The organism is Colwellia sp. 20A7, from assembly GCF_009832865.1.
In the GTDB taxonomy this organism is placed as follows: Bacteria; Pseudomonadota; Gammaproteobacteria; order Enterobacterales; family Alteromonadaceae; genus Colwellia.
Map to the genome: position 1 here is coordinate 1,878,534 of NZ_CP047130.1, position 21,555 is coordinate 1,900,088.

Consider the following 21,555-nt stretch of genomic DNA (forward strand, 5'->3'; position numbering starts at 1 on the left):
AAGTGTTCGGCTGATAACAGCGCATGACTGGCTCCTGAGCCACCAAAGCAGACATTAGAATCTATGATATGAAAATCATTTAGTCGTTATAAGCTGACCCGTCTAATGATCAACACCATGCTATATAAATATACGTTGCTTCAAGTGTTTACATTGAATTCGTTTAATAATACCCTATCGGTAATGGAATCAACTTAAACGGAAATTACAATGTCTTGGACAAAACTCAATGAAAGTATTAACGCTAATTCACTTATGGCATTAGATGCCAATACCTGTCGCGATTATGGAGTAAAGTTAGGTCTTAACTTTCCCTTTCATAAAGTTAAATTTACCTGCCAAGCCTTAGCTATGCTCGCCCAGCTAAACGATTACGACCAACAGTTGGTGGTAAAAGACATAGAGCAAATTTGCGCCCACCCTAACGCTAAACACTCTATAAAACACAGCATTAACCCCCTACATCGTTTATGGCGCACTAAATACCCTTTTCAAAATTACCATTATTTAATTACATACATCTTACAAGATAATAAAATCAATATTGAAGACATTCTCTTTGATAAGCAATTACAGGGAGTAAAAGGTACCTCATCGGCTGAGCGAACTATGCTTTATGAAGTAAAACGTGTAGGCTCAGCAACGTATAATAAAGCCAAGAAGAAAGATGAAATAGATGAATTAACAGAGGCATGGAGTAATGCCCCTCAAGCAACCACGCAAGTGAACACAGTACATGCCGCAGTGAACGGCATGAAAAATGATTTAACTAAGGCTGCATGGTTAATGGGTACCCATGTAGATGTTGCTTACCCAGGCGGTATAAAAGCCTATACCTTGTTTCATAACCCTAGCGATAATTTTGCCTTAGACGCTGTAGAATGTGGCTTTGACAATCGCCAAAACCAAACATCGCATAATGCCCAGCACCTAGCGGCTGTGTTAGCACAAAACAGCCAACAAGGTAAAAAGGTAAAATGGGTGGCACATAGCCAAGGCGCTATTATATTTTGCTCTGCGTTAGAACAATACCGTATTAAGTACGGCAAGCCGTTAACCACACAGGAACTTGCCATACATGGCTCTGGCGCTAATCTTGACCGACTTAAAAGTGCCGCGTCCAACGCAGGCATGACCATTGTCAATATACGTAATAATCCTTACGACTTTGTCCCTAACCTTATGGGTCACAACGACACCTCGGGCAGTAGCTTAGCTCGTTCAATGAGCTTTATGAAAATAGCGATAAGAGGTAGTGTCGGGGGTAGCCCACACACCTTACCGTTTTTAGGGCTTAAAACCTACGCAACGCAATTACAACTTTCAGGCGACAAGAACAAAGCAACCAAAGTAAGAAAATTCATAAAAACTCTACCTAAAGGTGATAGCCGACTGTGATGAACCTGTTCAAACTCATTAAAGCTTATTGGCGAGGTTTTGTTGGTGGTCCTGATTTTAACCGCGACATTTGCCATCGCTTTATGTTAGAGGATAAACAATTAACTATTAAAGTGCCCGACAGTAATGTAGTTGCTGAATACAGCCCTAATAAAGTTAAAATTCCACATACCTCAAGCCAATGGTTTACTAAACGGGCAAAAACATATCGCCAACACTGTTTTGTACAGATGATGACTGAAAATTGGATGTACATGCCGCCTATCGCTTTATTTCCCAGCAGTGAATACGGCATGTTCAGTTGTCAATTACGTATTAAACAAGTCAACACTATCAACGTATTAGATAAAACGGTCTTATCACGTTATGTCACGCAAGCATATGACGATTTTCATAACGGTCCTGATGGCACTAATACTGAACTTCGCCGTAGAGTTGTCGAACAATCGAGTAAAATGGCAAGGCCATATAAGCCTGAACAATTAGAAGAAGAAGTAGCCGAACACATAGAGCTTCAAGGCAACCCGCCATTAGCACCCGCTATAATTAAAAACTTTAACCAATTAGCTTGGGTATTTTATCGAGAAATTAAAAATAATCACAAATCCCACAACGATTTCTATTGTTTACCTTTAAGTAAACGCAGCTTTTTAGAAGTCAAATTTAGTCACCGCGTTGACCTATCTAATAAACATAAAAAATGGGCTAAACATGCGTTTGCATCACAAGAACGAATTATGGCGTCTATTTACCTTGATGATGCACCGTTAACGCAAGAACCTTTAATAGGGTAAACATAGAAAAAATGGTTCAGTGATTGCATCGGAATAACTAAAAACTATGAAAAACCTGTTCAAACTCATTAAAGCTTATTGGCGGACCTGATTTTAACTGTTGCATCACATATCGCTTTATAATTTAAAGTAAATGCCTATATTTGAATTCAATCAGTTTTACGTTGAGCTAATTCTTTTATCCATTGATGCTTATCGAGGTGGTTTTGACTCGTAATAAACGACTGCATTAGGCTCAATTAACATCAAGTGATGGAAGCTCAACGACAGCTTTGAGCTTAAACCAGTCACATAAGTGAGAAGAACATGCTGGCCAATATTGAGCTAAATATGCTCATGAATTTGCAAAGGCTTAATGTCAGCTTATGGCTAAGATTTTACTGTTGGATCATTAATTCCGTATATTTGTATCCTGTTAATTCTTTAATCACCTTCGTCACATAAATCAAAAGGCCAACTAGCATTAACATTGACGGTATGGCAATAACGGGATAGCTCATTAATGTCATATGACCAAGCTCTTCGTTAAACATAGCCGTACCCGCAGGGCTTTTAACAAGCCATTTTGCCAGCCAATAGTTCATAATTGAGGAAAAAACAAAGGTTAATGCCAACAAATGATTGGCAAATGCCATCCTAGTAACAAATTCATTCATTTTCCCTAAGTCACTTAATTTGTTGTAGACCTTATCTACATTAATTATAGATTCATTTAACAGTAATTTTGCGATTAAAGGCTTGCCATATATACCAGAGAAAACCACAAATACTGCAATTAACCCAGGAATAGAAGCCTCTTTAATGGCTAACCACTCAACACTCAATTCAAATAGTGCAATACCACCTGTTAACAAAACACTAAAAAAGCCAAACACCGATATAAAGTTGGTTTCTTTCGTTCTGGCATAATCATAGATGGCATAACCTATGGGAAATGATAGTGCGACAATCAACCCAAGCACCACACCTAAATATTCAGGTCCTGAAAATTTCATTAATAACCACGAAGGCAACGCAACATTAAATATTATTTCCAATAAAGGTTTGTTTTTAGGTTTTTCTGAACTCATTAATCAGTCTCTCTTTATTTATTGTCTGTTCTTTCTAAGCTATAGCTTTAAGTTTCTGAATTGACATAATAAAATACTTATGAATTAACACAAAGAATTCATTATTATTTAAATGTAAGAATTCATACACTAGGTTGCAATGAGTTTGCTGGTATTAAGGAATGTAAGAGTAAATATACTTGTTTCGGGGGAGTAGCCCTTTGCTCCAAGAGTAAAGTGTTATGTGAGCAACACTAATTGCGGCTTCAGTTTCTGTGACTGTAGAAAATGAAACGTTTTATGTATGCTCACCGGCTGCGAGATTATTTAGTGGTGTTTTTTCGTCATAAATGAAGAGCGCTATTGACGTTTAAAAGTAGTATTTATTGGTAAGTTTAATGCTTCAGCAATACCTTTCCATGAAACATATTTAAAATTGGTACTCTCTCGTTTTACACCTGATTTAGTCGATGACCCTTTTGGTGGTTTATTATCACCGTCTTGCATAACTAAAACACCTTGGCTAAATTCTTTGCCAAAATTAGCGTTTACTACCATCATGCCATCAGTTTCATCTACGCCATCAATATTGCCATCGCCAACAGTAAATGAATTAATGTATTCATAAGGTGCCGTTCGATTAAATAACGCAATGGTATTATCACCTTGGCTTGAAGCAAGTAAATAGCCTTTACCGTTGCCACCATCATAAATGGTTAAACCTTCAACATCGGCGATAAGGTGGTCATTACCGTAGTCATTATCTTTACTGGTATCGAGCTTACAAATATATTCGTCTTCGGCGTCACTCCATTTGCGACTGTAAGGCACGCCATAAGCATTTACTTTAGAAATAAGTTGCCATTTTTGGCTATTAGCAGCATCACTAAGGCTTACTTTCCAAATACCCACATCTTCTTGGGCAAGGAATAGGGCATTATTGTCAACATCTGCAACCATACCTTCTAAATGAGGATGTTCGCCATCTTCATCTGAACAAGGAGTCCATAGGCTATTATCAGGTAATAGAAATTTTTCAGGAAAATCTAAGTTTGCTATATTTTTATAACTGATCGTGCCGTTACCATTATCGAAAACTTCCAATTGGGCAACACGGGTTTCACTATTTTGGGTAACAAAAGCCATGGTTTTATCGGTTTTAGCTGTCGCTAAACCATAAGCCGTGTTGCCCTTATTAATTTTTTTTTGATTTTTAGTGAAAATCAAAGGTGCTGTTGGCGCTGTTACATAAGTGAGTAACTTATCAGCATTAACATTAATGGTATAAATAGCCAATTTGTCTAAACCACGATCGGACAGTAAAACTAAATCGACACTTTTACCATCTAAATTAAAGTCATAAACAATCTCAACATTGTTAAGTCTGCCAGCTTTATTTTTACATTTTTTCACCGAACTTTCACACGCTGGAGCAGGTTCAGGTTTAATAAATTGTAAAAGTTCGCCTCGCATGTTGTAAACATCAATGCCACCTTTTTTAAGGGCAGTAACAACTAGACTTTTACTTTTATCTGTTGGATGAACCCAAATGGCCGGATCATCAACATCAGTAAAGTTACCTTGAGCATCGCTATAATGTGAGCGTGTTTCTATGGCTGGTATAACAGTGGTAATATTCTTGGCAGGTTGCGCAACGCTGATAATCGAGGTGGTTATTAAAGTTAAAGCCATTGGTATTAAAGTAATTGATTTCATTTTGTGTACTCCTAATTATTAACTGTTAATAAGTGTACCTAATGCGTTATAAAGTGAAGATGAACCTAAGATTAACTTTTATTAATAAAGATGAATACTAATATAACATGTTGTTTTATAGTGATTTAAAAGGCTTGTGCAATGTAGTACTGTAGTAGTCATGGAGCATTAAGCTTAGCTTATGTAGCTGCAGGGCGCTTAATTGGTTACTTTGAACCACATATGAATATTTGGGATTGTGCAGCAGGGTGTTTATTAATAGAAGAGGCTGGCGGAAAAGCGAACAAGATTTTTGCAGGAGATAACTATTTTAAATAATGGAACCCAGTTATTGCTGCTGCAAGTGGTGTTTATGATGATTTAGTCGCTATCATTAACAATAATTAATGTTACGTAAATATTGCCTTTAATAAGAGGAAGGTAAACTGTTACTATTCCAATCAGAGGACAATATTATGAAACGTTTAAACTCACTAATCTCAATCACTTTAGCTACTTTAATTACAGCCGGAACAATCTCATCTAGTTGGGCTGGCTCAGATAAAGAAGAATTAGCAGTCGCTAAATCGATAATTGACAAGTCAGGTATTACTGCCCAAAAAGTTATTAGAAAAGTTCAACAAGAATATAATGGCGTTATTTATAGCTATGATCTTGATGACGATAAAAATAATGTTTATTTTCACGAAATTAAATTGATAGATATTGAAGCAGATAAAAAAATAAAACTGATAATTTCTATTCAAACTGGTGAAGTGGTTGAAAAAGAATGGAATCGATTATTTTCATGGTTCTTCGAAGATGATCGTATTGTGACTGCTAGAAAGTTAGCAACAATGAAATACTCTATTCTGGATGCTATTGACGCGATAAAACTTGATGAATCTGCATTATTACAAGAAATAGAAGTCGAAGATAAACAAGGCGTATTATTTTTTGAGCTAGAAACAATCGACAGTGATGGTGAAAAAGATTGGCTGGTAGATGCTAATAATAATCAAATCATCCCTGTATTTAAGAAGTAGGTTTAGTACATGAAATTACTGGTTATTGAAGATGATAAGACAACCCTTGAATATATTAAAAAAGGTTTTGTTGAACAAGGAAATGTAGTTGATACCGCAGAAAACGGACCTGACGGTCTTTTCTTTGCCACAAGTAATAGTTATGACCTTGTTGTACTTGACCGTATGTTGCCGAAAATGGATGGTTTAGCATTATTATCGGCAATGCGTGCGGCGAATATCAATACACCAGTAATTATTTTAAGTGCATTAGGTCATGTAGATGAGAGAATTAAAGGTTTGCAGGCGGGAGGCGATGATTATTTAACTAAACCATTCTCTTTTCAAGAATTGTATATCCGAGCAAGTATTCTGGTTGAACGCCATCGTGCATCATCACAAGCAAATGGTCCTGCAACAGAGCTTACCATTGATAATTTAGTAATGGACTTGGTAGGTCATAAAGTCGTTAGAGATGGTAAAGAGCTAACGATACAGCCTAAGGAATTTCAATTATTACGCTATTTACTTGAGCATCAAGGTCAGGTGGTTTCAAGAACATTATTGTTTGAATCAGTTTGGGATTATCATTTTGATCCCAAGACCAATGTCATTGATGTTCATGTAGCAAAGTTAAGAAAAAAACTGGAAGAAAACGGTCAGTCTCAACTCATACATACTGTTCGAGGAGCCGGGTATGTGGTTAGAACGATTTAAAGTTTTTACCCGAACCTCGATTTGGCGCTTCACCCTAATTTTTACCTTTATTGTTTTACTTATTTGTTCAAGTATTTTAGCGCTTGTTTATCAATTTACCGTGGGTGAACAAAAGCGCCAAATAGCAACACAAGTCACCATTGCCGCACAAGGGTTTTCAGATCTTTCACATAGTCCAAGTATGACTAAAGCCGACTTTCAAACAGCGATACAACAGCGAATTGATAGAAGTGGTGCAATTATTTTGGTATTAAGGAATGATGATAACGTTATTGGTAACCTAAGCAGTTTGCCAAAAAATTTAGCACAATTCCCATCGTTACAACACTTCCCAATAGCTGTTGTGAATCACTTAGGTGAAACAACCGTTGAAATAGTATTAGGCACCAATTTAGAGACACGATTTGGTAGTTTATCAATGGCATTATTTGATAATAACTATCAGGTCCTTGAAAGCCGTTTTATAACGGCAAGCGTTGGCGCTTTATTATTTGCCTTGGTCGTTACACTTATTTCAGGTTTTTTATTAAACCGACGAGTGCTCTCAAGAGTGAAACAGATAGGCGAACTGACAGCTAATGTAAAAGCGGGACGGCTAAAATCAAGACTGCCTCTCAGTACCAAGCAAGATGAATTTGACATGATTGTCGATCAAATTAATCAAATGTTAGATGAAATTGATGATTTAATTAATTCAGTCGCACAAGTAACAGACAATGTAGCTCATGATTTACGTACACCGTTATCTCGCATCCGTATTTCTGTTGAAGATAGCTTAACAGCATTTGATGAAAACAGCGCAGATGCACAATGGCGTATAGCATTGTTAGACGAAATAGATCAGATAATAGACACATTTAATGCCATGTTAGAATTATCACGATTAGAAAAAGGTGTCCAAAAAAGTACATTTAAGACTGTAAATATTGAAACACTTTGTGAAGATGTTATCGACTTAGCGACGCCACTTGCTGAAGAAAAAAATCAAAAACTGACATTGAATATAACAATAGATGAGGAATCTTCTTTATCAAGGGTTAAAGGGGAGCCAAACCTTTTATTTCGCGCTATTTTTAATGTTGTCGATAATGCTATTAAATATACCCAAGCAGCAGGGAATATTGCGTTAACATACCATATTTCATCACAACAAACTGACATTGTTGTTTGCGACAATGGACCTGGAATTGCTGAAGAGCATTATGATGCGGTGTTTCGACGACTTTACCAAGTAGACTCTAGCCGGCAAGGGGATGGCTTTGGTTTAGGACTCCCTATTGTTAAAGCCATTATAGAACTTCACGGAGGTTCTATATCTATGTCGTCATCTAATCCTGGGTTAACGGTTTCTATTACACTTAAGCATTAAGTCACTGTGCAATGAATAAGTTATTTTAAACTTATGCATTCTAAACTCAGGCTTAAAGGAATATTTAGGTCAAAGGAGAAGACCAATGACCTCAAAACCTATTTATAAAAGCTTTTTGTACATTAGGTTTCTAAAAACTTAACCCACGGCTGCGTTTGTTCAAACAATGTAAGTATTAGCTTTGTACAGACAAGTAAAGGTACTGCAATCAATAATCCAATCAAACCCCATAACCAACCTATTATCAATAGCCAAACAATAATGATAAAAGGGTTAACGCGCATATTTTTAGCTAAAACCAAAGGTGTTATAAATTGTGATTCAAGTATATTAAGTAATAATACGCTACAAACAACTACCAATACATTAATATCAGCTCCCCATTGAACTGCACTTGCAAGTGTAATTGCGCCTAAGGCAAATGCAGGGCCAACGTATGGAATAAAATTAACAAAGCCGACAATTAGCCCCCACAATAAAGCATCTTCTAACCCCATAAAGGTAAATAATAGCATTGCTATTACACTAAGGAATAAGTTAATTAAACTAACGGTTAATATATATCGAGAAAGTTGTTGTTGCATATCAAGCACAAACTTAAATGCTTTTTCTTGCCTATTCTCCATAACAAAAAGATGAACATAGTGTCTAAAAAGTTTGGGAGAGAATACCAACGTAAATAAAACTAAGATAATTGCAGTGATAAGTTGTATCAGTGCAAAAGGAGCTAAGACCATGAATTCAGCAGCAAAAGAAAATAATGATTCCTTTAATTGAGTTTGAATAATAGATTTATTTTCAGCGTTGTTTCCAGTCTTTGGTTTTTCTTTAAACCATGAAAACCAGTTATCACTTTTCGATTGGCTATCTTCTACATTATCTGTACTTTTAGTGTCGATAATATTTTGATACTCATCTAGTTTTTCTGATATTTGAGTAGAAACTTGGGGAAGCATCTTTGTCCATTTAGTGACGGGTTCTTCTAATTGAATTACTAATGCACTGGTAGGTACAATTAAGCAACTTAAGAGGAATATAGCCCCCAACACTCTTGGAACGTGTAAACGCTCTAAAGCATTAACCCCGGAACTTAATAATAATGATATTAAAGCTGTAGCGACTAACAGCAGAATTAACTCTTGTGCAAAATATGCGGTATAAACAACGGCGAGAACTGTTAGCGTAATATGACAGACTAAGCTTTTATTTATAGTTTTTGTTTCTTGCGAGATTGATGTCAATGATATTCCAACCTTATATTTAGGTGATTAATTAAATGAGTAATTTTAACGATTATTGGGTTATATTTTCCTACTTACATTATTCACCTGGCTCAGGCACATTATGATGACTAACACTTTCTGCTTGCGTAATATCTTTTGTTCTTTTTATATCTTCAGGCTCAGCAGTAATTCCTTTTTGTTTTTTGTTAGGATTATATGAGAGTGTTGTGAGTAGCGGAAAGTGATCTGAGCCTATAGAGGGTAACCGCTTAATTTTAGTTAACGAGAAGTGCTGACTATGAAATATATGATCTAAAGGCCATCGTGCAAATATATATGATGTATGAAAAGTATTAAACATACCTCTACCTATACGAGGATCTAACAAACCACTTATTTTTCTAAAAAGGCGAGTTGTAGATGACCAAGCTACGTCATTAAGATCGCCTGAAACTATAACCGGCTGATCAGTTTTAGCAATGCTCTCTGCTACCATTATCAATTCAGCATCACGCTCTGAAGAACGTTCATTTTCTGTTGGACTTGGTGGTGCTGGATGAAGAAAGTGAGCACGGACTTTAACACCATTCTTTAGCGTAATTGAGGCATGCATTGACGGAATATCTTGTTCAACAAGATACTTAGTTTCTTGTTCTTCTAAAGGAAATTTAGAAAAAACGTGCATGCCATATAAATTATCTAAAGGGCAATTAATGGTATAAGGCATTTCATCCTTTAAAGTACTCAGAGCGTTTTCCCACCATATATCAGTTTCTAAGGTAACAAGTACATCAGGGTTGTGAAGCTTAACTAATGCTATTAACGCATTAGCATCTCTATTCGTCATAAGGACATTAAAATTAAGAATTGTTAATTGATTTTTTTCACAACTTTCTTTTGATGACTCGACTTCTTTATGCCAAAACCTTGTGTAAGGTAAAACCCACCATAATTGCCAAGCCATTGAAAATATTGTTAGGGTAAAGCAGACAAAGAACAATGTAGAGGGGGGTTGCATAAAAATTAGTTGGCTTATTAGTAAGGTTAAACCATAAATAATAAATTGTAATCGAGGAAAGTCGAAAGCTCTTAGAAGCCAATGAGAACAACGCGATAAAGGTACAACTGTTGCGATAACAAGTAAAAATGTTAGGGTCGTTATTAGGGAAAGCATTTTATATCCTAATTATTGGGTTTTATTTTTATAATGAAGAGGGAAATTTCATAAAACATTTATCTGTCATTTATTGAATACTGCAAGCAAGTCTACCTTAAGTAAGCACTGATATTTTTTATCATACCTGAAATAGAAACAGTAATCGTGGGTAAATATTTTTTACTCGCTTCTAAGTGATGCTTTTAAATAAAGTTAACTTTACATATTTTTGTCATTATATTGTTATTTTTCTCATGGTTCATGTTCCCATGTAGAAATTACTTCAAACTTACATTTAGATGCTGATGGTAATACGGGTAAAGGTGCAATAAGAGTCACAATAATATTATCTTTTTTGAAAAATATTCAATTTGCTTTGTAAATATTTCACTAACAGTGATCATAAAATAAAGTAAGTTTACTAAGTGTATGATTTATAATGGTTAAGTTTTTGGTTTGATAGTTGCATTAGTATAGTGAGAGCAATGAGAATTGCATCGTTCTATTAAACTACAGAAGGAAATTTACTATGTCAGCGACTAAAAAAGCAGTTAGTACTCCAGCTAAAAAAACGATACAAGAAGATCATTCAGTGACTGATAAATTACAAGATTCATTACATCATTCGGTCGATGTTTTAGCTGAAAAAGTAGGTTCAGCGGAAGAATCTATACGTGAGACAGCACATAACAGCTCTGAAACATTAGTAAAAAAACAAAGTGAAATAGAAGAAAAGTGGAATAAGTCAGCTGTTAAAAAGTATGCAGTTGAAAACCCTGTAGCTTCTGCTGGTATTGCATTTTCAGTTGGGCTATTGGTTTCGAGTTTTTTAAAAAGAAAATAATAGAGGCATAAACTAGCATGAAAACTCCAGAGCAAGAGGGCGTTTTCAAACAGCACCCTCACGAAGAAGCAAGCGCACAATCAGCGTCATTCACCAAAACATACGAAAGTATTGAAGCGTTATTTGGAAGTAAAATTGCAAGACTAATCGCGTCTAAAAACCTTGTAGTTGCTGAGGCTAAACTTAGCCTCAGTGCTATTTTATTGTCTTTTGCTATTAGCTTAATACTTGTTGTGATAGCCGCAGTAATATGGATATTGTTAAATATTAGCGCAGGCTTAATGGTTTATGAACTGATTCACTCTATTAGTATCTCTATAATAACCTTACTAATAATCAATGCTTTACTTGGTTTATGGTTATTTAAACAATTAAAATCTGTATGGGAATTAGTCGGTTTTTATTCAACCGTTACAGATATTATAGAAGGGGAATAGTATGAAATTTATCCTCAAAAACGAAATTAAAAAAGTTGAAGAAACTCAACAAATTTATGCAGCTGCGTCAGCATTAGACAAGCACAATAGTTTATCGGTAAAATCTAATATGAAAACTTTATTAGCATCAGAAAAAGGACTTGCTGCATCATTTGGTGCTGGTTTAGCTAAAGGATTATTAAATGATAGTAATAATGCTGCACATAGTTCGTCAAAGTCTGAATGGACAACCTTACTAAATATTTTATTTAAATTACAATAATCATTACTTAATATCTTACCTTGTAGGGAATCTGTATCGCAAATTATCGATTCTATGATTCTTGCATAACTTTATTATTAATACCAATCTCACTAACTATGTGATCATTTCTACTGGTTAAAACAACCAACGACTGCGTTATTTATTTAATAATTAGAACAACTAGTTATTAAAATAAATGCCTTGTATTTGGTAGTTTTCCCTGCATATAAAGTAGAACACTTAATTAATGAAACTGGTATAACCTCCTTTTATTCTTAAGAAAACTCTTAAGAATAAATTATTTTTACAGCGCATATCATTCTTAGATATTGTATTAGAGGTAGGGTAATTAGGTGTGTCGTAAAGAAGCACCAGTTACAAATGAACTCCTTATAAAATTAGCCAATAAAGCTGGTTACTCCCCATATCAATATTATAAATATAGTTAAGGTAATCATTGTTTTAGCTTTATGCTTTCGGATCATTTGTTCAGCTTTGTCACCTGCATAATAAACTATAATGGCTAAACCGAAATAACGGATAGAACGCGAAATAGTTGCCGCGATTAAGAAGAGCGTAAGTGAGTATTTAGTTGCACCTGCAGCAAGCATCGCAATTTGAAATGGCACCGGCACAATGCCCAAGGTTATGACAAACCAAAAACCTTGGTTTTGCATTTTTTGCTTAATATTCTCAAATTGCTCGGGAGTTGAAAATGTACTTATAATCCAATCACCAACGGCGTCGAATAAAAAATAGCCCATAGCATAACCAAATAAGGCACCAATAACGCAGCCTACTGTAGCCATAAGGGCAATAAGCCAAAGCTTTTCTCGACGTGCCTGCATTAAAGGTACTAAAACAGCTTCTAAAGGTATGGGTACTATGGTTGACTCTAAAAAAGATGCGGTAGTAATACTACTAAGCATATATTTAGACTCGACGAATCGATGCGTTTTTTTCTTAATCTTTTCTTGGATGCCCATAGTACTTCCTTTAATACGTCCCTTTGGTAAGAATAATGGTGATTATTTGATATTTCCGTTAGTAAGGATATTAGTCGTCTATTAGCCAATCATTCTTCACCTATCATCTAATATTACTCAGTTCACTTAAGCTTTAAGTTAGCATAAGCGCTATCTTATGGTTGGTATTGCAAACGATAATAAAGTTAAGTGCTAACAGTATGATTATTTGTTAAGTGTAAAAACAAGCCCAATGCACTTAACAAAAGAGCCGTACAAGATATTACCGCTACTGGGTAATATAGATTGCCGGCGAGATCTAATTGACTATATTTTATAACCATAATTAACCCCTCAAGTGATAATGCAACACATACTGTACCTATAAACCTAGGCATTGTTCTTCTTAATGTAGCAATAGTATCATCTTCGTGCTCGTCTTCTTTATTGCTGGAATACTCTTTATTAATAACAAGTGCAAGCTCAAAAACAGCTAAACCTATTACACCAGTATTGATACTACTTAAAAATATTTGCATTATGTCGACATCACTTGCAATGCCTTCAAATACACTAACGACTAAGGATATTAAAATGGCAGCGGCTAATCCTAAAAAAATTAGTGTAAATGATAGAGCAAAAATTTTTCTTATGAGTAAGTGCAGGGTGTTGTTCATTAATTTGTATTCCTACTTATAAGCAGATAGCATTTAATTATTAAATATTATGATCAAAAAAATACTGCTACGTATAAGTAACAGTATTTATAGTTAGGATTAAAAACTAACAGTTTTTGTCTTTAGTACCCATTTCATCTTTTACATTTTCACAGGCATCTTCAATAGCATTACCGGTATCAGATATTACTTCATCAACATTTTCACCTGCATTTTCTGCGTGGTTGTCTGCACAAGCAGCTAAATTTAAACTAGCAATAAGCGTTAATACGAGTAATGATTTGTTTTTGTTTATATTCATAATTATTCTCCGTTAAAAATAAAACTGTTTGTAATGTCTTTAAATTATTGTGTTCACAACTTTCTTTAGGGTCTAGGGGCTTTTCCTCGTAACGCATTGGCAATTAATGAAATAACCAATAATACGATAAAAATAAAAAATATAATTTTTGCCATTCCCGCGGCTGCACCAGCTATACCACCAAAACCGAATATTGCTGCAATGATCGCTATAACAAAAAAAGTTACTGCCCAATTCAACATGTCTGCCTCCTATTGATTTGTGAAATAAGATATTCATTATATACAATGCGACAGTTGTGCCAGTTTTTAAGTGTTTGTTATTAATTGTTTTATTTCTATATCTTGAAGATTTAGATTGAGTCGTCAGTAATTATTACAGGGTAGGAATGTATAATTTGCAGAGTAGTGTTAGAAAGTAGTGTTTGAAGGCAAGGTAAGAAAGTTAGGTATTTCGAGTTATACCAGTTTCATTAATTAAGTGAACAAATTTATACGTAGAAAAAATTGCCAAATACAAGGCATTTATTTCAATAACTAGTTGTTCTAATTATTAAATAAATAACGATGTAGTTGGTGATTTTAGCAAGTAGAAATGATCACATAGTTAGTGAGATTGGTATTAAAGCGGGTTCTTGCATAACTTTATGCAGACAAGAGGTGTAGATAAAAGATAAATGAAGGTTAGTTCTAGTTGATGTCGATTTTATTACTACTGATCATTAAAAAATATAAATATTAAAGCATTTGATAGAGCTATTTAAAATTGTATTTAATTAATTTGTATTGAGTGAGATTAGGTTGAACAGGATTTACTTGAATTAAAAATGGTGGACGATACTGGGCTTGAACGAGTGACACGGTGCGGACTGTAAAGAGTAGAAGGTGTTTTCACAATCGAGCTAATCGTTAGTAGTTATCAGAAATGATATTGAACAGGATTTACTTGAATTTATAATGGTGGATGATACTGGGTTTTAACTAGTGACATGGTGCGGAATGTAAAGAGTAGAAGGTGATTTTTACTATTCTGGATATAAAATAATTATTTAAAAATGGTGGACGATACTGGGCTTGAACTAGTGATCTGGTGCGGACTGTAAAGAGTAGAAGGTGTTTTCACAATTGAGCAAATCGTTCATAGTTATCAGAAATGATATGAACTTTAGTTTTTAGTTTTAGACTTGGTTTTATAATTTAATATAATGATGGGCGATACTGTGCTTGAGCTAGTGACACGGTGCGGGATGTAAAGAGTAGAAGGTGTTTTCACAATTGAGTAAATCGTTCATAGTCATTAGAAATGATATAAGCTTTATTTTTTGATTTTTTGATTTTTTAATAATTTAAGATTTTTATATTATGGTGGACGATACTGGGCTTGAACTAGTGATCTGGTGCGGGATGTAAAGAGTAGAAGGTGTTTTCACAATTGAGCAAATCGTTCATAGTTTTTAGAAATCACATGAACTTTAGATTTTAGTTTTAGACTTGGTTTTATAATTTAATATGATGGTGGACGATACTGAGCTTGAACTAGTGATACGGTGCGGGATGTAAAGAGTAGAAGGTGTTTTACAACTAAGCTAGTCATTCATATATCAGAGATGATATGGAATAGGTGTACTTTAAATTAATAATGGTGGACGATACTGGGCTTGAACCATTGACACGGTGCGGGATGTAAAGAGTAGAAGGTGTTTTCACAATTGAGCAAATCATTCATAGTTATCATAAATGATATGAACTTTAGTTTTAGATTTGGTTTTAATAATTTTATATAATGGTGGACGATACTGGGCTTGAACCAGTGACCCCCGCCTTGTAAGGGCGGTGCTCTCCCAACTGAGCTAATCGTCCATATATCAGAAATGATATGGAATAGGTTATACTTTGAATTAATAATGGTGGACGATACTGGGCTTGAACCAGTGACCCCCGCCTTGTAAGGGCGGTGCTCTCCCAACTGAGCTAATCGTCCGATATTATTAATTAAACAAGTGGCGGAGTGGACGGGACTCGAACCCGCGACCCCCGGCGTGACAGGCCGGTATTCTAACCAACTGAACTACCACTCCGCAAATCTTGCTTAATTTGAGTTTTTAAGGTTCTCTAACCTCGATAAGTATAAGTGGCGGAGTGGACGGGACTCGAACCCGCGACCCCCGGCGTGACAGGCCGGTATTCTAACCAACTGAACTACCACTCCGCAGCATATACATATCTTCGAGTTTGACACTATTCATAGTGTACGGGACTCGAACCCGTTTTGATGGATATAAGTGGCGGAGTGGACGGGACTCGAACCCGCGACCCCCGGCGTGACAGGCCGGTATTCTAACCAACTGAACTACCACTCCGCAATATATATCTATCTTCGAGTTTACACATTTTAAATGGACGGTACTCGAAACCGTAACAGAACATCTTAAATAAAGATGGTGGACGATACTGGGCTTGAACCAGTGACCCCCGCCTTGTAAGGGCGGTGCTCTCCCAACTGAGCTAATCGTCCGTCTCTGTGGGTGCGTATTATAGGGAGATCCAAAATACTGTCAACATAAAAACCACTAAAAACACTAATTTTTTTCGAAAAAGTGATTGTTTGATTTTTTTTTGCACATAACGGTGTTTTTGTCGACATTCTAGTTGAAATCTTTGCACAATATTAGAGATTAGTTGTAAACAAATTCTGTTAAAAGGTGAATTCGCACAAGCACAGTGTTAAAATGTCGCCAATTTTAGACCTATTTATTTTCTAGGCTGCTTCTTTATATAGCCTAGTCTTTTTCATATTGAGAATTTTATGACTTTAACTACTCGTTTTGCCCCTAGTCCTACCGGTTATTTACATGTTGGTGGTGCACGTACTGCTTTATATAGTTGGCTTTATGCTAAAAAGAATGGCGGTGACTTTATTCTTCGCATTGAAGACACTGATTTAGAACGTTCTACACAAGCTTCTGTTGATGCCATTATGGATGGTATGAATTGGTTAAACCTAGAATGGACTCATGGACCTTACTTTCAAACTGAACGTTTTGATCGTTATAAAGAAGTTATTGAGCAGTTATTAGCGTCTGGTAATGCATACCGTTGTTATAGTACTGCTGAAGAAGTAGATGTAATGCGTGAAGAAGCCAAAGCTAAAGGTGAAATAGAAAAGTATAATGGCTTATGGCGAGACCGTACAGATTACCCTGAAGACAAACCATTTGTTATTCGCTTTAAAAACCCAATTGGCGGTGACGTTGTTATTAAAGATATGGTTAAAGGTGATATAACTATTAGCAACGACCAGCTTGATGATTTAATTCTAGCGCGTTCTGACGGAACTCCTACCTATAACCTTACTGTTGTTGTAGATGACTGGGATATGAAAGTAACTCACGTTGTTCGTGGTGATGATCATGTCAGTAACACGCCTAAACAAATAAACATTCTTTTAGCATTAGGTGCTACGTTACCTGAGTATGCTCATATCCCTATGATTTTAGGTGATGATGGTAAGCGTTTATCTAAACGCCATGGCGCTGTAGGTGTTATGCAATATCGCGATGACGGCTATTTACCAGAAGCATTGTTAAATTACTTAGTACGTTTAGGTTGGTCACATGGTGACAAAGAAATCTTTTCTCGTGAAGAAATGATCGAGTTATTTGATTTAAAAGATTGTAACCGTGCGCCATCAGGCTTTAATACAGATAAGCTTATTTGGGTAAATCAACATTATATGAAAACAATGGACCCTGAATACGTTGCACAACATCTTGCTTGGCATATGAAAGAGCAGGGTATTGATACAAGTAATGGTCCAGCACTTGCTGAAATTGTAAAAATACAAGCGGATCGTGTTAAAACATTGAAAGAAATGGCTGAGATTTCACGCTATTTTTATGAAGACTTCTCTGAGCTTGATGCTAAAGCCGTTAAAAAGCATTTACGTCCTGTAGTAAAAGAGCCGCTACTATTAGTTAAAGCAAAACTTGCAGCATTAACTGACTGGCAACCAGCATTAATTCATGCGGCTATTAACGATACTGCAGAAGAATTAGAAGTAGGTATGGGCAAAGTTGGTATGCCACTTCGAGTTGCAGCAACAGGTGGTGGTAACTCGCCATCATTAGACATTACGTTAGCATTACTTGATAAAGATAAAGTGCTTGCCCGTATTGATCAAGCTATAGTGGTTGTTGAAGAGCGTATTGCAGCAGGTTAATAGCTCTGTTTATCAACGAATTTTAGTTAAGAAATATTTAGTTTTGTAAAATTTAGCTTAAAAGCTAGGAGAGATGAGTGCAGTTTAGTGATTTTGGATTAGAAAGACCGTTAATGAGTACAGTAGAGCATTTAGGCTTTACTGAGCCCACTGAGATTCAGCAACAGGCGATACCTGCGGCTATGCAGGGGCACGATTTAATTGCCTCATCAAAAACTGGCTCAGGAAAAACGTTAGCGTTTATCATCCCAGCTTTACAGCGCTTAACTAAAAATCGAGCTTTGTCTAAACGAGATCCTCGTGTTGTGATTTTAACGCCAACACGAGAGCTTGCAAAACAAGTGTTTAGTCAATTGCGCCTATTTACGGCAAATACGCAATTTAAAGCGGTATTAATTTTAGGTGGTGAAAACTTTAATGATCAAGTAAAGGTCTTAGAGAAAGAGCCACATTTTATTGTTGCCACTCCTGGGCGATTAGCTGATCATTTAACGCAAGGGCATTTTTATTTAAATGGCTTAGAGTTATTAATTTTAGATGAAGCTGATCGCATGCTTGATTTAGGCTTTAGTAAAGAGCTAAGCCAAATAAATAAAGCCGCTAATCATCGTAAACGTCAAACATTGCTATTTTCAGCAACACTTGACCATGCACAAGTGAATGAATTTGCCACTGAATTATTGAAAAAACCTAAGCGTATTGCCATTAATGCTGGGCATAGTGAGCATTTAGATATCACTAAACGTTTTTATCTTGCTGATAATTTGACGCAAAAAGAAGCGTTGTTACAACACTTTTTAACGAGTGAAACAACACAACAAGTTATTATCTTTACGGCAACACGTAGTGATACCGAGCGTTTAGCTAAAATGTTATCTGAAGAGAAACTTAATGCAGTAGCGTTAAGTGGCGAGCTAAACCAAGGTCAACGTAACCAGATAATGGAAAGTTTTGCTAAAGGGCACCATAAAATATTAGTGACAACAGATTTAGCTTCACGTGGGCTTGATTTAGTGAATGTTTCTCATGTTATTAATTTTGATATGCCTAAACATACTGAAGAATTTGTTCACCGTATTGGTCGCACAGGTCGCGCTGGTACTAAAGGCGATGCAATTTCATTAGTTGGCCCAAATGATTGGCTAAGCTTTAAGAACGTAGAAGCTTTCTTACAACAAAAAATTAGCTTTAATAAAGTTGAAGGTATCAAGGTAAGTTTTAAAGGCTTGAAACCAAAACAACCTAAAGTAGTTAAAGCAAAACCAGTGGTTAACAAAAGTACAAAAATTATGGATAACAGACCAAGAAAAGTTATTAAGAAAACATTTCTTGATATAGAAGATGCTGGTGCGATGAAAATTATTAAGCGTAAAAAAGCATTAACGCCTGCGGAAATAGAAGATAGCACTAAAAAAGAACAGGATTAAGTTATTAAGTTAACTTGCCGACACTGTCTGCAATGATATTACTGTTAAAAAGCAACTAATGTTGCTTTTTTTATACCTAAAATACTATTTTAGGTATAAGTATTACTCTACTTGATCAATATGAAAATAAAACACAGTAAATCAGCGAATTTTTAAGCCTTCATTATTTATAATTTATATAAAAAACAAAATGAATAATGATATTATTTAAAGAACGAATACACGAATTATTATTAAAATAATTGTTTTCATTTCATAGGAAAGTTTCATGACCATAATGCAAAAATTTCTCTGGTTAATTGTTACCTTAGGTAATTTTTCGGCTGGCTTCTTATATATACAAAGCCCAAGTGTTTTTAGTTTAATCTTATTGTTAGTCACTATGCTGTACAGTGTTATTGGGCTTTATGATGTATTTTATAGCCGTCATAGTTTAAATCGACTTTACCCTGTTGTTGCTTATTTACGTTATTTTCTAGAGTCTTTTCGGGTAGAAATACAACAGTACTTTATCGCCAACAATACCGAAGAACTTCCTTTTAATCGAGAGCAACGTACTTTAGTTTATCGACGTGCAAAAAACGAGCTTGACACCATTGCTTTTGGTACACAACGTAACCTGCTTGAAGATAATTATTTAAGCTTATGGCATTCATTATCACCTGTTCACATAAAAGAAACGGCGAAAAAAGTACTTATTGGAGGGGATAGTTGTAAACAGCCTTATTTAGCCTCTTATTTAAATATATCAGCGATGAGTTTTGGCTCCCTAAGTAACAATGCGATCGAAGCATTTAATTTAGGTGCAAAAAAAGCAGGTTGTTATCATAATACAGGTGAAGGCGGAGCAAGTCCGTATCACCTAAAGCATGGTGGCGATGTAGTTTGGCAATTAGGTACAGGTCTGTTTGGTTGTCGTGATGAAAATGGACGTTTTGACCCCGTAAATTTTAAAAAAACAGCCGTTTTACCACAAATAAAAATGATAGAAATCAAACTAAGTCAAGGCGCTAAACCAGGCCATGGCGGCGTTTTACCCAAAGCAAAAATTACCGATGAAATTGCGCGTATTAGACATATATCAAAAGACAAAGATTGTATTTCACCTGCGGTAAACCCCGAATGTACCACCCCAAAAGAATTATTATCGTTTATTGAGCAATTACGAGAGTTAAGTGGGGGGAAGCCGATTGGCTTTAAATTGTGTATTGGTAACCCTGCTGAATTTTTAAGTCTTTGTAAGGCTATGTTAGAAACAGGCATTACACCTGATTTTATTACCGTTGATGGTGCTGAAGGTGGAACGGGAGCAGCACCAGTTGAATTCTCTAATCGTCTCGGGTTAATTTGTTTAGAAGGTGTGAGTATTGTACATAATGCGTTAATTGGTGTTGGCCTTCGCGATAACATAAAAATAATAGCATCAGGTAAAACGGCATCAAGTTTTGAGTTACTTTCTAAAATAGCTGCAGGTGCTGATATTGTTAATGCGGCTAGAACCATGATGTTAGCAATTGGTTGTATTCAGTCAAGACATTGTAATACCAACCGCTGCCCAACCGGTATTGCAACACAAGATCCTGCACGAGCTAAAGCGATTGATGTTGAAGTGAAAAGTGAACGTGTGAAGTATTTTCACGATAATACGCTCGCGAGTTTTTTTGAATTAGTTGGTAGTATGGGCTTAGATGATCCAACTAAACTCGAGCCTCAAATGGTAAAAAGACGCTCACCTTATGGCACACAAATGTCAATGGGCAGCTTGGTTGCGCCTTTACCGCCTAGAGTGTTAGTTGATGAGACTGTGACGGATGAAACCTGGAAGTTATGGTGGCAAGCTTGTAGTGCTGATAAGTTTTATGTGGATGATCTATTCATACTTAAAGCACTTGAGTTTAATCAAGTGAGAAGAACTCAACCGTTAGTTCATTAATGCCTAGGTTTAAAGCCTAAACTTATATTTTAATTCCTAATTAAGTTACGCTAAACCATATTTACCTATATCTGAAGATACAG

Annotated in this window: 19 protein-coding genes, 6 tRNA genes and 1 pseudogene; 12 read left to right on the top strand and 14 right to left on the bottom strand. The window is 35.7% G+C overall.

What is annotated here, in order from left to right; genetic code table 11:
- Positions 1–210: 210 nt before the first annotated feature.
- Together GQS55_RS08160 and GQS55_RS08165 are read left to right on the top strand one after the other, a co-directional pair.
- Positions 211–1,398: a hypothetical protein gene (locus tag GQS55_RS08160; RefSeq protein ID WP_159819600.1), complete on the top strand. Its 1,188-nt coding sequence runs from the start codon at positions 211–213 to the stop codon at positions 1,396–1,398.
- Positions 1,398–2,192 carry a hypothetical protein gene (locus GQS55_RS08165; RefSeq protein WP_236559842.1) on the top strand — a complete coding sequence of 265 codons (795 nt, stop codon included), beginning with the start codon at positions 1,398–1,400 and terminating at the stop codon, positions 2,190–2,192. Before GQS55_RS08160 ends, GQS55_RS08165 begins: the two co-directional genes overlap by 1 nt.
- A 377-nt stretch (positions 2,193–2,569) precedes the next feature.
- On the opposite strand, the gene GQS55_RS08170 is transcribed toward GQS55_RS08165, so the two are convergent.
- Positions 2,570–3,262: a VC0807 family protein gene (locus GQS55_RS08170; RefSeq protein WP_159819602.1), complete on the bottom strand. Its 693-nt coding sequence runs from the start codon at positions 3,260–3,262 to the stop codon at positions 2,570–2,572.
- A gap of 339 nt (positions 3,263–3,601) precedes the next feature.
- Positions 3,602–4,957 carry a phytase gene (locus tag GQS55_RS08175; RefSeq protein WP_159819604.1) on the bottom strand — a complete coding sequence of 452 codons (1,356 nt, stop codon included), beginning with the start codon at positions 4,955–4,957 and terminating at the stop codon, positions 3,602–3,604.
- A 174-nt stretch (positions 4,958–5,131) separates the two neighbouring features.
- On the opposite strand from GQS55_RS08175, the pseudogene GQS55_RS19980 reads away from it, so the two are divergent.
- The 4 genes and pseudogenes from GQS55_RS19980 to GQS55_RS08195 form a co-directional block, all read left to right on the top strand.
- Positions 5,132–5,275 (top strand): annotated as a pseudogene (locus tag GQS55_RS19980) (inositol monophosphatase family protein); the annotation flags it as partial.
- Positions 5,276–5,412: 137 nt separating this feature from the next.
- A complete protein-coding gene (locus GQS55_RS08185; protein WP_159819606.1) occupies positions 5,413–5,982 on the top strand; it encodes a PepSY domain-containing protein in 570 nt (189 codons plus the stop codon).
- 9 nt (positions 5,983–5,991) lie between these two features.
- Positions 5,992–6,678, top strand: coding sequence for a winged helix-turn-helix domain-containing protein (locus tag GQS55_RS08190; protein ID WP_159819608.1), 687 nt, complete (start codon positions 5,992–5,994; stop codon positions 6,676–6,678).
- Entirely contained in the window at positions 6,659–8,047 is a 1,389-nt protein-coding gene (locus GQS55_RS08195; RefSeq protein WP_159819610.1) for an ATP-binding protein, read from the top strand. Before GQS55_RS08190 ends, GQS55_RS08195 begins: the two co-directional genes overlap by 20 nt.
- Positions 8,048–8,169: 122 nt before the next feature.
- Here GQS55_RS08195 and GQS55_RS08200 read toward each other — a convergent pair whose 3' ends face one another.
- Both GQS55_RS08200 and GQS55_RS08205 read right to left on the bottom strand, forming a co-directional pair.
- Positions 8,170–9,288 carry an AI-2E family transporter gene (locus GQS55_RS08200; RefSeq protein WP_159819612.1) on the bottom strand — a complete coding sequence of 373 codons (1,119 nt, stop codon included), beginning with the start codon at positions 9,286–9,288 and terminating at the stop codon, positions 8,170–8,172.
- 79 nt (positions 9,289–9,367) lie between these two features.
- Positions 9,368–10,444 carry an endonuclease/exonuclease/phosphatase family protein gene (locus GQS55_RS08205; RefSeq protein ID WP_159819614.1) on the bottom strand — a complete coding sequence of 359 codons (1,077 nt, stop codon included), beginning with the start codon at positions 10,442–10,444 and terminating at the stop codon, positions 9,368–9,370.
- 511 nt (positions 10,445–10,955) lie between these two features.
- On the opposite strand from GQS55_RS08205, the gene GQS55_RS08210 reads away from it, so the two are divergent.
- From GQS55_RS08210 to GQS55_RS08220, 3 genes are read left to right on the top strand one after another with little or no spacing between them, the layout of a single operon-like run.
- Entirely contained in the window at positions 10,956–11,270 is a 315-nt protein-coding gene (locus GQS55_RS08210; protein WP_159819616.1) for a DUF883 domain-containing protein, read from the top strand.
- A 17-nt stretch (positions 11,271–11,287) separates the two neighbouring features.
- A complete protein-coding gene (locus GQS55_RS08215; protein ID WP_159819618.1) occupies positions 11,288–11,707 on the top strand; it encodes a hypothetical protein in 420 nt (139 codons plus the stop codon).
- A gap of 1 nt (position 11,708) precedes the next feature.
- Positions 11,709–11,969 (top strand): hypothetical protein, encoded by a 261-nt coding sequence (locus GQS55_RS08220; protein ID WP_159819620.1) that lies wholly within the window; start codon positions 11,709–11,711, stop codon positions 11,967–11,969.
- A 380-nt stretch (positions 11,970–12,349) separates the two neighbouring features.
- Here the strand turns inward: GQS55_RS08220 and GQS55_RS08225 are convergent, their stop codons facing one another.
- From GQS55_RS08225 to GQS55_RS08270, 10 genes are all read right to left on the bottom strand, one after another.
- Positions 12,350–12,937 (bottom strand): YqaA family protein, encoded by a 588-nt coding sequence (locus GQS55_RS08225; protein ID WP_159819622.1) that lies wholly within the window; start codon positions 12,935–12,937, stop codon positions 12,350–12,352.
- A 185-nt stretch (positions 12,938–13,122) separates the two neighbouring features.
- Positions 13,123–13,593 carry a hypothetical protein gene (locus tag GQS55_RS08230; RefSeq protein WP_159819624.1) on the bottom strand — a complete coding sequence of 157 codons (471 nt, stop codon included), beginning with the start codon at positions 13,591–13,593 and terminating at the stop codon, positions 13,123–13,125.
- A 106-nt stretch (positions 13,594–13,699) separates the two neighbouring features.
- Complete coding sequence (locus GQS55_RS08235; RefSeq protein ID WP_159819626.1) at positions 13,700–13,894, bottom strand: hypothetical protein; 195 nt, start codon at positions 13,892–13,894, stop codon at positions 13,700–13,702.
- Positions 13,895–13,959: 65 nt separating this feature from the next.
- Positions 13,960–14,136, bottom strand: a complete 177-nt coding sequence (locus GQS55_RS08240) for a DUF1328 family protein (protein ID WP_159819628.1) — start codon at positions 14,134–14,136, stop codon at positions 13,960–13,962.
- Between the two features lie 1,541 nt (positions 14,137–15,677).
- Positions 15,678–15,753 (bottom strand) — tRNA-Val (locus GQS55_RS08245).
- A 45-nt stretch (positions 15,754–15,798) separates the two neighbouring features.
- A tRNA-Val gene (locus tag GQS55_RS08250) sits at positions 15,799–15,874 on the bottom strand.
- 20 nt (positions 15,875–15,894) lie between these two features.
- Positions 15,895–15,971, bottom strand: a tRNA-Asp gene (locus GQS55_RS08255).
- 54 nt (positions 15,972–16,025) lie between these two features.
- Positions 16,026–16,102: transfer RNA gene (locus GQS55_RS08260), tRNA-Asp, on the bottom strand.
- A 74-nt stretch (positions 16,103–16,176) separates the two neighbouring features.
- A tRNA-Asp gene (locus tag GQS55_RS08265) sits at positions 16,177–16,253 on the bottom strand.
- A 79-nt stretch (positions 16,254–16,332) separates the two neighbouring features.
- Positions 16,333–16,408: transfer RNA gene (locus tag GQS55_RS08270), tRNA-Val, on the bottom strand.
- A gap of 291 nt (positions 16,409–16,699) precedes the next feature.
- Here GQS55_RS08270 and gltX point away from each other — a divergent pair.
- The 3 genes from gltX (at position 16,700) to GQS55_RS08285 (ending at position 21,472) form a co-directional block, all read left to right on the top strand.
- Entirely contained in the window at positions 16,700–18,112 is a 1,413-nt protein-coding gene (gene gltX / locus GQS55_RS08275) for a glutamate--tRNA ligase (protein WP_159819630.1), read from the top strand.
- 77 nt (positions 18,113–18,189) lie between these two features.
- Positions 18,190–19,539 (top strand): DEAD/DEAH box helicase, encoded by a 1,350-nt coding sequence (locus GQS55_RS08280; RefSeq protein WP_159819632.1) that lies wholly within the window; start codon positions 18,190–18,192, stop codon positions 19,537–19,539.
- Between the two features lie 268 nt (positions 19,540–19,807).
- A complete protein-coding gene (locus GQS55_RS08285; protein ID WP_159819634.1) occupies positions 19,808–21,472 on the top strand; it encodes an FMN-binding glutamate synthase family protein in 1,665 nt (554 codons plus the stop codon).
- Positions 21,473–21,555 lie beyond the last annotated feature (83 nt).